The sequence below is a fragment of the Paenibacillus sp. JNUCC-31 genome, from assembly GCF_014844075.1.
Classification (GTDB): domain Bacteria; phylum Bacillota; class Bacilli; order Paenibacillales; family Paenibacillaceae; genus Paenibacillus.
The window spans coordinates 6,712,325-6,727,017 of sequence record NZ_CP062165.1 but is presented as its reverse complement, the minus strand read 5'-3'; the positions used below and the strand labels follow the sequence as shown (position 1 = coordinate 6,727,017).

At 46.0% G+C, this 14,693-nt stretch carries 10 protein-coding genes; 7 read left to right on the top strand and 3 right to left on the bottom strand.

What is annotated here, in order from left to right:
• The first annotated feature begins 203 nt into the window (after nt 1-203).
• Entirely contained in the window at nt 204-1,958 is a 1,755-nt protein-coding gene (locus tag JNUCC31_RS29580) for a sensor histidine kinase (protein ID WP_228469305.1), read from the top strand.
• Nucleotides 1,939-3,549 carry a response regulator gene (locus tag JNUCC31_RS29575; protein WP_192266884.1) on the top strand — a complete coding sequence of 537 codons (1,611 nt, stop codon included), beginning with the start codon at nt 1,939-1,941 and terminating at the stop codon, nt 3,547-3,549. The genes JNUCC31_RS29580 and JNUCC31_RS29575 overlap by 20 nt, the downstream gene beginning before the upstream one ends.
• 280 nt (nt 3,550-3,829) lie before the next feature.
• Here the strand turns inward: JNUCC31_RS29575 and JNUCC31_RS29570 are convergent, their stop codons facing one another.
• Nucleotides 3,830-7,684 carry an alpha-L-arabinofuranosidase C-terminal domain-containing protein gene (locus JNUCC31_RS29570; RefSeq protein ID WP_192266883.1) on the bottom strand — a complete coding sequence of 1,285 codons (3,855 nt, stop codon included), beginning with the start codon at nt 7,682-7,684 and terminating at the stop codon, nt 3,830-3,832.
• Between the two features lie 389 nt (nt 7,685-8,073).
• Here JNUCC31_RS29570 and abnB point away from each other — a divergent pair, with 389 nt between their 5' ends.
• Nucleotides 8,074-10,488, top strand: coding sequence for an arabinan endo-1,5-alpha-L-arabinosidase AbnB (gene abnB, locus JNUCC31_RS29565; protein ID WP_192266882.1), 2,415 nt, complete (start codon nt 8,074-8,076; stop codon nt 10,486-10,488).
• A 98-nt stretch (nt 10,489-10,586) separates the two neighbouring features.
• Here the strand turns inward: abnB and JNUCC31_RS29560 are convergent, their stop codons facing one another.
• Entirely contained in the window at nt 10,587-11,141 is a 555-nt protein-coding gene (locus tag JNUCC31_RS29560; protein WP_192266881.1) for a helix-turn-helix domain-containing protein, read from the bottom strand.
• 133 nt (nt 11,142-11,274) lie between these two features.
• Here JNUCC31_RS29560 and JNUCC31_RS29555 point away from each other — a divergent pair, with 133 nt between their 5' ends.
• Nucleotides 11,275-11,856 carry a LysE family transporter gene (locus JNUCC31_RS29555; protein WP_192266880.1) on the top strand — a complete coding sequence of 194 codons (582 nt, stop codon included), beginning with the start codon at nt 11,275-11,277 and terminating at the stop codon, nt 11,854-11,856.
• 66 nt (nt 11,857-11,922) lie between these two features.
• Here the strand turns inward: JNUCC31_RS29555 and JNUCC31_RS29550 are convergent, their stop codons facing one another.
• Nucleotides 11,923-12,897 carry an MBL fold metallo-hydrolase gene (locus tag JNUCC31_RS29550; RefSeq protein ID WP_416234468.1) on the bottom strand — a complete coding sequence of 325 codons (975 nt, stop codon included), beginning with the start codon at nt 12,895-12,897 and terminating at the stop codon, nt 11,923-11,925.
• Nucleotides 12,898-13,051: 154 nt separating this feature from the next.
• On the opposite strand from JNUCC31_RS29550, the gene JNUCC31_RS29545 reads away from it, so the two are divergent.
• The 3 genes from JNUCC31_RS29545 (at nt 13,052) to JNUCC31_RS29540 (ending at nt 14,682) form a co-directional block, all read left to right on the top strand.
• Complete coding sequence (locus tag JNUCC31_RS29545) at nt 13,052-13,585, top strand: DUF1572 family protein (protein WP_192266878.1); 534 nt, start codon at nt 13,052-13,054, stop codon at nt 13,583-13,585.
• Nucleotides 13,586-13,700: 115 nt separating this feature from the next.
• Nucleotides 13,701-13,949, top strand: coding sequence for a hypothetical protein (locus JNUCC31_RS33620; RefSeq protein WP_228469304.1), 249 nt, complete (start codon nt 13,701-13,703; stop codon nt 13,947-13,949).
• Nucleotides 13,945-14,682, top strand: a complete 738-nt coding sequence (locus tag JNUCC31_RS29540) for an alpha/beta fold hydrolase (RefSeq protein WP_228469792.1) — start codon at nt 13,945-13,947, stop codon at nt 14,680-14,682. Before JNUCC31_RS33620 ends, JNUCC31_RS29540 begins: the two co-directional genes overlap by 5 nt.
• Nucleotides 14,683-14,693: the final 11 nt, after the last annotated feature.

Genomic DNA, 14,693 nt, shown 5'->3' with positions numbered 1-14,693 from the left:
TGTTCCCTTTTCGAAGATTACGAGAAAACCAGGATGCTTACGAGTAGAAAACATATCGTTATCCAGACTTTCATGTGTGTATTCCGGACTTCTGAACCAAATGAGGCAAATCTTTATGCTTTTTTCAAGCAAAGGTTTTATACTATTCCTGAGGTATTAAAGCGCATTCATAATGAAGCAATCCAGAAAGTGGTGCATTGTTCATGGCAAACCTGAACGCCATCAAACCCTATCCCATTCGGCATTATATCCGCATGATGTTCGTCATTTCATTTGTTGTGTTCATTCTGGATCTGGTCATCAGCATTGCTTCGATCTCCATGGTGAAGCAGCAATCCACCCAGTACTTGCAGGATGCAGCCGATCTGTACATCAATCGTATTAATCACGATTTTGCGTACATTAACCATTTCATGGGGTGGACACTGGCCAATGACGAGAATCTCGACAACATGAATACATATGGTGTAAACAGTATTCCGTTTCTGAAGGCCAACGAAAAACTACATATGCTTTTCGCTGAACTTCAGCGAAACTATGGGCAATCGTACAATTTCTTTTATTATTTGGAGAATAGTGAGTATTTCCTTAACTGCGCGCCGATAAGCATCTCCTATTCGGATTATTCAGAAGTGAAAAAACAGATCATTACGTTGACCCGCGATAAAGGTGTATATGAAAAGTTCTATTCCCATTGGACACCGATTCATGTGAACGGCACTTCTTATCTTATCAATATTGTGCCGTACTACAACCGTTATCTGATTGCCTTGATATCCGCAGATGATTTGATCGCCCCTCTCCGGCAGATTAATCTGGGTGCCAACGGATACGCCTCTCTCGTTGACGAGAATGGCATGCAACTTTCCGGTCCTGCCAGCGGGGAGCACACACCGGAAGAGAGACATTCATTTCTTGATCTGTTCCAGTCTCACAATCTCGTGAGCAGCGACTTCTCCAATGCGGCATTCAGCGCACATATGGTCATCAAGTTTGGCGCATTCGAGAAAATTATGGTGGCCCAACTGCTCATTATGCTGCTTTTTCTGATTGTAACGTCCTCGTTAAGCGCAATAATGTTGTTTTTCAGAAAAAATCTGCTGGTTCCCATTCAGCGTTTTTCCAAAAATCTCGCACGTATCAACGAAGGCGATGAAGCAACTGACTTCAAGAGCAGCCGGATTATGGAGCTGGAGCAGGTCAATGCACAGTTCAAGGAACTGGTGGTGCAGATTAAACGGTTCAAGATTGATCGCTATGAGCAGGAGTTGGAGAAACAGAAAATACGTTTGGATTATATGAAATTGCAGATCAAACCCCACTTTTTCCTGAATTGTCTGACGAGCATGTACAGTATGGCACAGATGCAGATGTACGAAGAAATTGAAAGCATGGCCCTGGCCACGTCCCGATACTTCCGTTATATCTTTCAAAGTGGCGAGAATTTCGTTCTGCTGGAGGATGAGATCGAACATGTGAGAACGTTTCTGGACATCCAGAAATCACGTTACCGGGATGCTTTTTCCTATCGTATTGAACAGTCCGAGGTGATCACGGGTATCGCTGTGCCTCCACTCGTGATTCAGACCTTCATCGAAAATGCCGTCAAATATGGCGTCTCCCGGGACCGGGAATTATGTATTACTTTATCCGTAACTGAGAAACGACAGGAAAATGGCGATCATGTGCTCATCCAAATTTCAGATACGGGACCAGGCTTCAGTCCGGAAATTCTTGGCGCACTGATGCGCGGAGAAGCACTGGAACAGACCGGCGGCAATCGGATCGGCATTATGAATACCATTCAACGGTTGGAGTTGCTGTATCGAGATGAAGCGACGATTACGTTTGCAAACGACGACGCAAGTGGCGCTCGAATCACGCTTTCCTTGCCTAAAATGATACTGAATTCAGAACCTTCGGGAGAGGTGACAAACCATGAATGCATTGCTGGTTGATGATGATTACTTTGTTGTAATGGCTTTGGAAAAGAAAATTGACTGGGGGGCCTTGGGAATCAACACGATATTTACAGCCTATAATATTGCGCAAGCCAAAGAGATTTTGCGGAATCATCCGGTACAGATCCTCATTTGCGATATTGAGATGCCCCAGGGAAGCGGACTTGAACTGCTGGCATGGGTCCGGGAGGAATCGCATAATGTACAGACGATCTTTCTCACCAATTACGCCGATTTTAACTATGCGCAGAAAGCAATCGAACTGCAAAGCTTTGATTATTTTCTGAAGCCTATTGAATTTGACAAGTTGACTCTCATTATTCAAAAGGCGGTTGCCAAGGCCAAAGACCAGCAGTTTATTGATAAAGCGATTCATGAAGGTGAACTGTGGCAGAAGAATAGAAGCAAGCTCATTGAGGACAGCTGGCGCAGGCTCATCTCCGGTAAAGCCTTTCCTTCCGGGCCAGCCGACGTCTCTGCCTTTTTGACAGAACAAAATCTGCCTTATGAAACAACGGATCTATTTCTTCCTATTCTGGTTAACCTGTTTCCGTATGATGGCAGCCTGGGCAAAACCGACAAGAACCTGTTCGATTACGCTAGTTTGAATGTGATGGTTGAACGGTTTCAGGACGCTTTGTTCTCCATTGAAGCCATTTCCGAAATTAAGGATCATAACTGGATGGTTATTCTAAAATGGGATGGAGCACCGGATGCACAGCTGATCGAATCCATGTGCTGCTCGTTCATCCCGGAGGTCAATAGATACCTGAAGTCGGATGCCTGCTGTAGTATCGGTTTTTCTCTGCCACTGGGTCAGATTCGTCATACTATCAACGAGCTGTTGCTCATGAATGAAGAACGAATCAAACACCGCAACCAAACCTCTTTACTGAAAAACTATAGCAGACCTGAACTGAATTACACACCGCCTGATCTGGCATTGCTGGAGCAGTTGCTGAATGAGAACCGCTTCCAGGCCTTCTTGGATGAGACCGTTCGTTATATGCACCAACTTGTCCGTGAAGGGGTGGTAGGCACTGCCGTGCTCAGCATGCTGCGTCTTGATCTGGTGCAGCTCGTATATGCCCAATTGAAGAACAAAGAGATTGAAGTGCACAAGCTGTATATGGGCAAAACGAATGACCAATTGTTCATGCAATCTTTGTATTCTATTGAAGATATGCAATCCTACATAGCCTATCTGGTTAATACCGCTGCGGAATACCTGAATGCTGCCGAGCAGCCGAAGTCGGTTGTGCACGAGATTACCCACTATATACGCACTCATTACGGGGAAGATCTAACGAGGAATAACCTGGGGGAAATGGTCTATCTGAATCCGGATTATCTCGCACGGCTGTTCAAGAAAGAGATGGGAATTTCACTCGGCAACTATGTCATTCATACCCGTCTTGTAGCCGCTCGCCAACTGCTGGAAACGACCACGCAATCGGTCCATGCCATTGCTGGACATGTGGGTTATACCAACTACTCCCACTTCACCAAACTGTTTAAACAGGAAATGGGATGCAGCCCTAATGAATATCGCAAGAAGCAAAGAGAAAGTGCTCATGAAACTGGATGAAACCAGAATGTGATCACCTTCTGAGTCGTTCGTTAAAAGCCTGTTCTGGGCACCTCATTCAGCGATAACGCCTATGTATTGGAATGACAAGACCGAGCATAATTTCCAATCGGCGATGGGTGAAGCACTCTAAAGGCATTAGAGAGTCCAGCTTTCTGGAATCGGTAATAGTGGAGGAATTTACTTCAGTAACTGGTTCGACTCTATTCTTGAAACGCCAAAAAACCGCATAATCGCGGTTTTTTGGTTAACGCAGTTCGTACTGAGGTGGATTACTTCGTTATTTCCGGACATCCATAACCAGTACATTGACCGAATGGGCAGGAAGCTGCAAGACAACCGAATCCTCTTGCAGATGAATCACTTGTTCTTGTGGAACAATTTTCTCATCGTTCTTCTGATTCACGTTGGGAACATGCAGCAATTCTTCATCTCCGCTAAGTGTTATCATTCTCGCAACAGAGCTAATGTTCAGATCCTGAAGGTGAATTTGAGTTGCTTTGTCCACCCCATCTGCGTTCACCAGCTTCACATACACATGCTGCGCATCTCTCGTAACCGAATGGAATATGTCCCGGTTGTACGCTTCCAGCTTGTAATCCAGAGTTCTGCTGGTTATGTGACCATCGGTATATGAGCAGATCAGATTCTTCCCTGTATCCCCACCATAGTTGACGGTAATCGTGTAATTCGTATCGTTCTCCAAAGGTTCATAGTTGGCTGCTCGGAGATTTCCCGCTGCGGAACTGGAAGAATAGTCGCCAAGGGTGTAGCCTTCTAAACCTTGTTTGTAGACTTTGACTCCCGTTGCATTACCGCCATACCCAATCGCGTATTCGATAACATCTTTTCTATCAGGTGAAATATCCGTCAATCCCACACCGATGGTGAAACCATCCTCACCCGTTATGCGCTGCATTTCAACGTCCACTTTGTAATTCGTCCATTGATCATTCAGCAGATACAACCCATTCAATCCATTTGCCTGTGCTTTCAACATCAGACCTGTTCCGGCCTCCAGCGTGTATCCTGCCGATCCGGGAATCGGATTCCACGCCTCGTTCAGTGCTGTCTGCTCTCTGAAATCTTCCGCAAACAGCACGCTGCCATCCTGGTTCGATGTGACTGTCAACCGTTTCACTACGATGTCAGCATCACCTGTCGCAATCTCGATCCCGCCACGCGGAATGAGTTCCATGGGTTTACCCTTGCTATACGTTGAAAATGAAGTCCCTAGCACCTGCTCACCCACATACTTGGCAAAAAGCTGCTGTACATAGTAATTCGGTGTGTACCACACTGTCTCATCATCAAACCAGATGCAGTCCGGCGTCCAGCGATAGGTACCGTCCGTCAACACTTTATTGAACAGTGGTGCATAGGCAGCCAAGCGAACGACGTCTGCATTATTCTCAAATCCGGTCATGACCGCCGCTTCTGCGATCGCACCTGCCAGTGTATTTTTGTCCGTGGACGCATATTCTCCCACAAATACCTTGGATGTCTCTTTCCAATCGATACTGCCATCCTCGTGATAGGCCCGCTCATAATAGTTGTACCGATCCACGTTGTTCAGCAAATAGTCATTGGAACGATAGTAATGCTCATCGGCAATGGTATCCATATAGTTGTCCTGGTTCTCATACCAGGTGACCGTCTCCTCGATCACCTCTTTGCCGTCTGCAAAAGCCACTTCAGCTGATCCGGTCAGATTGCCACTCAGGAATTTCCATCCCTGCTGGTATGCATCATCATCCGCTTGGGCGCCGACTGTGGATATGATGTGCAGCTCATGATCAGGATAGTTACGTTTCATATAGTCATCAATCGACGTCTTGAATACTTCAAAGTTGGCAAAAAATTCGGTTCCCCAGTTCTCATTGCCTACGCCGAGATAACGCAGATCGAACGGCTCAGGATGTCCCATGCTGCTCCGCATAGCAGCCCATTCGTTATGTTCAATATCCGTGCTGAGCGCGAAATCGATCAGGTCTGTAAAGTTACGGATATAGTAATCCCTCAAAGCCCCACCCGCCGGGTGTGCGTAATCCGAACGTGCCTGACACAGAACTCCACAGGCCATGACCGGAACCGGAGCAGCATTCAAGTCTTCTGCCAGTTGGAAATACTCCATATAGCCCAGACCCATCGTCATCATGTAACCCCAGACGTTATAGTTCTCTTTGCGAAGCTCAACCGCTCCCACCGAATCCTTCCAGTCATACACATTGTCCCAAATAAACGAACCTTCCGAAATACATCCCCCCGGAAAACGCAGAAACTTCGGATGCAGATCAACAAGCGCCCGAACCAGATCTTTTCGGAGTCGATAGTTCGGATTGCCTGTGTAGTTGGCATGTGCTGACGCGGATACTCCCTGCTCTTCCGGCTTGGCTCCCCACACGTCTTGCGGAATCAGCGACACCATATCAATGGAAATGTCCCCTTCAAAGGTGAGTGCCAACTGCCCCAGCGCAGTCTCCGTTCCGGTCAGGGTCACATTCGAACCGTGGATATGGGGAGAACCAGGGTGAGACATAACATGACCGCCACTCGCATGGGCGCTGAACTCGGCATTTGCCACAAGGACGCGGGTATCGGAATAGGCGATTCCGTACTTCTTCCATGTGTTACCGCCTTCGACTTGCAGTGTAGCCGAATCACTGATTGCAGCACCGTTTCCATCTTGCAGCTGAATCGTAATCGTCCCTGCGGCTACTGCCTTGGCCCAGACGGTAAAATCATATGCCTCACCCTTCTTGATGGACATGGCACAATGTTGATTGGAATCCGAGAACCCGCGATTTCGAATCGTCGCACCATCCTGAACCGTTACATAATAAGCATTCACTTCCGGATCTTCCACGTTAAGATGAGTGTTTAGTCCATCGGTATGCTTTACAATCATTTTCTCGGTATCCCCGGACCAGGCAAACAATGGATCACGATTCCGGCCTGTCGAACAACCACATTCGCCAGAGTCATGCGAGTATGTATCGAATGCAAAGGATTCAAACGAGCGGTTCTGAACAAGCTCCGCATAGATCCCCCCGTCTGCCGCATTGTTAATGTCCTCGTAGAACAGCCCGTACATTACTTCACTGATATCCGCCACCTTTTGATCCCCGTGAATCGTGACGTTATAAGGCGGGATATGCTCTGGCATAACAGAGACATCAAAGCTTCTGTTCAACGTACTTCCACCCTTGGTTAAGAGCGCATTCAAACGAATTTCCTGCGCCGAGCTCAGGGGCTGAACTACTTGTCCATTCGCTGACAGCACTTCAGGCTGACTTGAATTCCATTGAACGTCCACCTTGCCACCGAGCAAATCTACTGGCAGTGACACGTCTTTAGTAATAATCCGGGAAGGAGCAGAGAGATATTTATCTCCCGCAAGCTTCACAATCTCTTCATCCGTTAATGACTCGCACATCACTTCAATCACATCATCCATGGACAGAGCCGCCTGATAAATCCGAAAATCGGATAGTGACCCCGCAAAATCCACATCTGCAGCGTACTGAGAACGTCCAATATAATTACGGGAATAATTCTCAGGGTCAACGAACGAATCAAACCATCGGCGCAGATTGGCATATTGGCCACTGGACGTCTGACTAATGGAGCCGTCCGCCACCTTCTCTCCATTCACATATACAACCGGACCCGCGCTGCTGCGTGTGCCGCCTTGACTGCCTGCCACCGACAACGCAATATGCATCCATTCCCCAATGGCAAATCCGCGGCCCGGGTCTACAACCAGATCATCTCCCGCATATAACGTTCCACGCATCTGACGAGTCAGAAATAAATAGGGACCCTTCTCACCTTTGCCAAAGTCAAAAATCCGCTCCCACACATTCGAACCTTTGCCCAAATGGACCCATGTCGCAACAGTCACGCCTGTGTTATCGCTTACATCTCGCAGCAAATTCGAAGGTAACTCCAAATAGGATGTTCCGTTCGCTCCTCCAGTAAAAGTCACCGCCCATCTACCATTTACTTCGGAAATGCTGGGTGTTTTCTCACCTGCGGCGTTTCCCTCGTGTCCGTTCCCTGAGCTATCCTTGCCGATCTCGGCTGCATCCTCAAACTTATAGTGTGCGATGAGTTGATTGCGAAACGTAGTCATGTTCATTCCTCCTATGTAGCGTAAATTATCGTAGATGTGCTTGATTTAATTCGTATAAATATAAATTGATTGATAAATATATAAACACATGATCTAATCGTATAGTATCTTATTCCGAGTACAGATTTCAATCCCAAAATGACAAAAAATCCGTTGCAGTATCGGATTTCATACGAAAAAATCGCTCTTATTTCAATCTTTCTTTCAAAATGTAAAGTACTCTAACCCTGATATTTATGGTTTACAAATATATAAATTGATTGATAATATAACAAATGAAAGCGCTTGATAAATTATGGTAACGAACAGGAGGGGTGTCTGACCAAATAATGTTGGCGGCAATGAACAGGGCTTATTTTTCATTTCATGTATTGGGAAAGGGGAAACGTATGAAACGTTATTGGGTAAGCGTACTTCACATTTCTTTACTGAGCACTGCATTACTTACGACAACAGCTTTGGCACCCGTCTCCGTATTGGCGGATAGTTCGGGGGCAGCCAGTTTCAACCCGCAAGTTTCCACAGCCATTGAGAATGCAGCTCCAGCATTCAGGAATGTTTCCGTTCATGATCCTTCCGTTATTAAGGTGGGTGATACCTTTTATATTTTCGGTTCACACCTTCAGGTAGCCAAATCCAAGGATTTGATGAACTGGGATTCAGTCGCCTCAGGAGTTACGGATAACAACCCTGTTGTACCCAATGTGACCAAAGAATTCGCTGAAGCCCTGGAGTGGGCGCAGACCGACACGTTATGGGCGGCAGACGTCATTCAGTTGGCGGATGGCAAATTTTATATGTACTACAATGCATGCAAAGGAGACTCCCCCCGCTCTGCGCTGGGCGTTGCTGTCGCAGACAACATTGAAGGGCCTTATAAGGATCAGGGCATTCTTCTCAAATCCGGCATGTGGGATGAGATCAGTGAAGATGGCACCATATACGATGCAACCATCCATCCAAATGTGGTCGATCCTGATGTATTTTTCGATAAAAACGGAAAGCTGTGGATGGTATACGGTTCCTATTCCGGGGGGATTTTCATTCTGGAGATGGACGAAACGACGGGAAAACCACTGCCTAACCAGGGTTATGGCAAAAAGCTGACCGGTGGCAATCACAGCCGAATTGAAGCACCATACATGCTATACAGTCCCGAAACCGACTATTATTATCTGTATCTGTCTTATGGCGGACTCGGTGCTGACGGGGGATATAACATTCGCGTAGCTCGTTCCAAAACACCTGACGGTCCATTCCTCGATGCCGAAGGGAACGATATGATCAACGTCAAAGCGGACAAGGACAAACCCTTGTTTGATGACCGCTCGATCGAGCCTTTTGGCGTCAAATTGTTGGGAAACTTCCTCTTTCAAAGACAGATTGGGGACCCGGGTACAGGTCAAGGGACTGGCTATGTATCACCAGGACATAACTCCGCTTATGTTGATGCTGAAACGGGAAAACAGTTTCTGATCTTCCATTCCCGCTTTCCTGGACGCGGAGAAGAGCATGAAGTCCGCGTACATGAGATGCATATGAACTCGGAAGGATGGCCTGTCGTTTCTCCTTACCGCTATGCGGCCTTGGAAGAAACCACTGCCCAACTGACAAACCAGGAGATTGCTGGTCAGTACAAATGGGTGAATCACGGAAAGGAGATTACGGCGGAGATCAAATCATCCCAGACCGTTCAGTTCACAGCAGATGGACACATTAGTGGTCCAGTGACAGGAACATGGAGTCTTGAAGCAGACAATCAGGTCCAAATCACATCGAATAATACTGTATATAAAGGCGTCTTCACCCATGAATGGGAGCCGGATTCCCAGAAGAAGGTTCTTACTTTTAGCGCGCTCTCCTCTTCTGGCGTAGCCATCTGGGGAAGTCAGATTGCTGCAATCAAGGATCAGGACGTTGTTAATGCGGTGAAAAAGGATCTGAGCATCGGCGACACAGGGAACGTATTCTTCAACCTTTCCCTCCCGACGAAGGGAGCACGTGATGCAGAGATTACGTGGAAGTCATCCAATGCCTCTGCCCTTTCCGCTACCGGGGTAGTGAATCGACCGCGCGCTGGTAAGGGAGATGCTAAAGTGGCATTAACGGCAACGATTCGCAAAGGAAGCGCGGTAAGCTCCAAAACGTTTAACATTACCATTCCACAACAAGCGGTAAGTCCATTACTTGGGGAATATACGTTTGATCAAAAGAAACTTGCAAAAATCGCACAGGATTTCAGCAAAAATGAATACCACGGTCATGCCTTTCATGTGACGAGTTCTGCGGTTAATAGCAAAAATCAGGCTGCCGCTTTCAATGGAACAGACAGCTACATTCAGCTGCCTGGAATCATTACCGATACGACAGATTTCACCTTTAGTGCTTGGATCAAGTGGAGTGGCGGCGAAGCCTGGCAGCGAATTTTCGACTTTGGAAATGGCTTAACCAGACATATGTTCCTTACTCCCACCCAACATACTGGAGCTCTGCAATTCACCATTCATGATCAGGGACGGGATCAGAGCCTGATTGCTGCTGAACCGCTGCCTTCCAATCAATGGGTGCATGTCGCTGTTACCCTACAGGGAGATACAGGCACTCTATATGTGAATGGAAAATCCGTAGCAACCAGCACCGAAATCACGTTTAATCCGAAGGATCTGCAAGTGACAGAAGCTTATTTGGGCAAAAGCCGTTATACAGCTGATCCCTTCTATAAAGGCTCGATGGATAACGTAAAAGTGTATGATAAAGCGTTAACCTCCACAGAAATTCAGCGCCAGGCCAAAGAAAAGCCTTAATTCATTCAAACTCTTACGCATGAAATTGAATTTCCATAAGCTAAATCGCCAATGTAACAGTCGAATCCACAGACTGCTATATTGGCGTTTTATTAATTTCACTTCGAATAATGAATGACCATGCTTAGCTTGTTCGCAGCAGTACCGGGGTTATGATAAGCATGAGGCTTGTCCGCGCGAAAACGGATCGACTCCCCTTGTTTTACCGTATAATCCTCCTCCCCAACCCGAATTGTAACTTCCCCTTCAAAAACCGTAATAAATTCCTCTGCCCCATCGATATGCGGTTCAGCATTCAAAGAAGACTCCTCATCCATCTCCATAACGTACATTTCAAAACGGCGCCCCTCTTCAAAAGTAAAATGCGGATAAATCCGAATCTTCCCCTCATTCTCCATCAATGCTTGAATATCACTGCCCGTTACGACTGTAGTGTCCGACTTCGGCTCGTGGATCAAGGCGGTAAAAGATATTTTCAGACCGTTCGCAATCTTCCACACGGTAGCAATTGTAGGGTTCGATTCCCCCCGTTCAATTTGACCAAGCATCGTCTTGCTAATTCCAGACATCTCGGCAACCTTGTCCAGACTAAGCTTTCTTTGCTCCCTGAGCTGCTTCAAATTTTGCGCAAGAACAACGTTAATGTTTTTCAATATAAAGTCACCTCTTTTTTAAAGATTATATTGTGCTTTATAGCGCACATATTGTACAATTATAAAGATCGTACGTTATAGCGTACATCTCAACTAAATATAACATACACCAAGAATCAATTGTGGAGGACTTATGAATATTATACCGTTACTGACGTACGCAATCGTGGCTTCTTTCACACCGGGCCCCAACAACATCATTGCCATGACTCATGCAAGAAACGAAGGATTCAGAAAAATCCTCCCGTTTATTGGTGGCGTTGCAGCCGGCTGCCTGCTTATTATGTTTCTGTCCAGTTATTTCAACCTTATTTTGCATCAATACATCCCAAGGATCAAACCAGCCCTGAACGTGTTGGGATGTGTATACATGATCTATTTGGCAATTAAAATTATGCGAAGTAAACCTACGAGTGCCAAAGATCCCAAGGTGAATCGTTTTTCATTCCTCTTTGGCTTTACCCTGCAATTCCTCAATCCCAAAGTCATTCTGTATGGTCTTACGGCTATCTCTGTATTTGTCATGCCTCTTGGGCAGTCACATGTCCATATTATCGTTTTTTCGTTGCTTCTCACCATTATAGGTGTTAGTGCGAATATGACGTGGGGGTTATGTGGTGTGTTATTCCAAAGTTTTTTATTGAAATATGAACGCCCTTTTAATATGGTGATGGGTATTCTGTTAATCTGCAGTGCCCTGTCCATTCTAAAATAAATGCAAGAGAAAAAGCGTCCTCTCCATCTAATGGGCTGGACGCTTTTATGTTTATCCCAGGGGATCTCAGATTGATCTCCACCACGGATGGCTCGGGTAATCCTCTGAATGCAGCACAACCTTCTCACCGATTTTGGGTGTTGCGATGGTAACATTCAAGGCATGTGCAGCCTTGACGATCCGTTCAACCGGCTCATGCCAGGCATGATAGGCCAATGTAAAAGCAGCCCAATGAACCGGGATGAGCAGTCCTCCCCTTACATCCAAGTGAGCCTGTACCGTTTCTTCCGGCATCATATGAATGTTGGACCAACGCTCGTCATATTGCCCGCATTCCATCAAGGTCAGGTCAAAGGGTCCGTATTTACTGCCGATTTCCTTGAAATGAGGACCATATCCGCTATCGCCGCTAAAGAACACCTTCGTTGCCTGTCCAGCAATGACCCACGAACACCATAATGTAGAATTGCGATCCAACAATCCTCTGCCCGAGAAATGGCGTGCAGGCGTACAGGCAAATGTCAAACCCTTGAAGGATAGCTCATCCCACCAGTTATGTTCAGTAATCTGTTCCGAGGGAACACCCAGTTGAATCAGTCGTCGACGTACGCCAAGCGGAACGATAAACCGCTGTGTTTTATTCTTCAATCTGCGGATGGAGGAATAGTCCAGATGATCATAATGGTCATGCGATATAATGATTGCATCCAAGGTGGGAAAATCCTCGGGTTGAATCGGCAGGTTCGTGCTGTATCGTTTCGTACCCGCCCAGGATACAGGAGATGGACGATTGCCCAGCATTGGATCAAAAAGCAGTCTGTGACCTTCAATCTCCAGCAGAAAAGCTGAATGACCGAACCATGTCACCTGCGGATGATCAGATACATTTAACGATTCTGCTGGCTCATATTTCACCATGGGAATGCTGCCCGCAGGTCTTCGCTCTATACTTCTTCGCATGGAATCCTTCAACATGCTCACCAGAGAGCTGAAGCTCATCCCTGCGGCTGTCGGAATTTGATTTTCGTATTTTGTCATTATCCATACCTTCTGTTCTTTATAATCAATCATTCAATTTTGAGTATAACAGGAGTAATATTGCTTTATATTAAATCATTGTTCGTTTATAATCAATTCGCCTTCGGTTATCTGAATTTAAATTTCAATCAACCTAATGAATGGAGGACAGGTTATCATGATTAAACTTATTCAGGACGTAGTTGAGGACATGAACAAGCAGCTTGAACGCATTGAAACCAGCTTGAACAGGCTGAACGATGAACAGATTTGGAGCAGGATCCAGCCTGGCATGAACAGTGTGGGAAATTATTGTTTGCATTTGGCCGGCAATGAATATCAGAATATCGTAACAGGCATTGGGTCCAAACCCCTGATTCGAGAGCGTTCTGTTGAGTTTGAGACCAATGGTGGTTTCACTCGAGAGGAATTAATAGCCAAGCTTCGTCATGTTCGATCCCAATCAACTGAGATCTTATCAAGTCTGGCTGAGGAGCATTTGTCCAGGGAAGTAACCATCCCCTATGAGCTGACAGATTGGAATCGCATGAACCGCACTGAGGATGAAGCCAAAGATGCGCATGAGCATAAAATAGTACGTTCTCTATTGATAAAGGTAGCTACCCATTATGGCTACCATACTGGCCAGATCGTACTGTTGTCGAAGATTTTGCAGCCCAGCGACGAACATCTCACAGGACTATATCATTAATTAACGTTGACCATCTCCTGGTTAAACCTAATTAAGGTGGAATTAAGACTCTGTTTTCTCTCCTATAAGACTAGGCATATATAATAGAGAAAATACAGCAGAGAGTATGTGAAAGATGATGAAAAAATGGCGCAAAAGATTAGTTAAATTTTTGATATTTGACCTCGCAATCGTTCTATTAGTTCTGAGTACCGGCATGATCTACCAACAAGTGGGTTTAAGGCAGGATGCAAAAGCACTTGTCCCCCCTGGAAAGCTGTACAAGGTACATGGTGACAATATGCATTTATACACCGGTGGAGAAGGTGATGTAACTGTCGTGCTTGCCTCCGGCTGGGGCACTGCCAATCCATATGTAGATTAATTATCCTTTATATGAAAAACTCGCTCCCAACACAAAATTCGCGGTATATGATCGCTTTGGATACGGATATAGTGATGAGACCGATAAGAAACGGGATGTCGATACGGTAGCTGACGAATTGCATGAGTTATTGGAGGTATCCGGACAAAAGCCACCTTACGTCCTCGTTGCTCATTCACTCGGCTCACTGGAGACAATCCGTTTCGCACAAAAGTACCCGGATCTCGTGAAAGGCATCGTCATGATTGATGGCGGAAGTCCCGAATATTATTCGAATGACGATGGTTCCTTGGCAGATACCATTGGGGGTCTTCCAAATAAATTCCGCATCCAGACCGGACTGTTCCGCTTGTCCATGAAGTCTGATCTTGTTGTCGAGACATCCAATGCCAATCGTAATGAACTGAAACTTGTGCCTGACGAACTGAAGACATTGGATACCACTGCACTGTTGCACAACTATGGTAATGCGAACACGATAGATGAATTACGTGAAATAGCAGCCAATGGCAAAATCGTCGTAGAAAACAAGCAAACCCTGCCGTTCCCACTCACCATATTGACAGCAGACTACTTCGGAGCCAGTGAGCCAATATGGGATAAAACCCAAGCTGAATTTACGTCCTGGTCGGAACATTCCAAACATGTAACCGTTAAGGATACCGAGCATTATATTCATCAATATCACCCGGATCTTGTAGCTAAGGAAATATTGGAACTGGTCCAGAAATAGGTTTTATAATC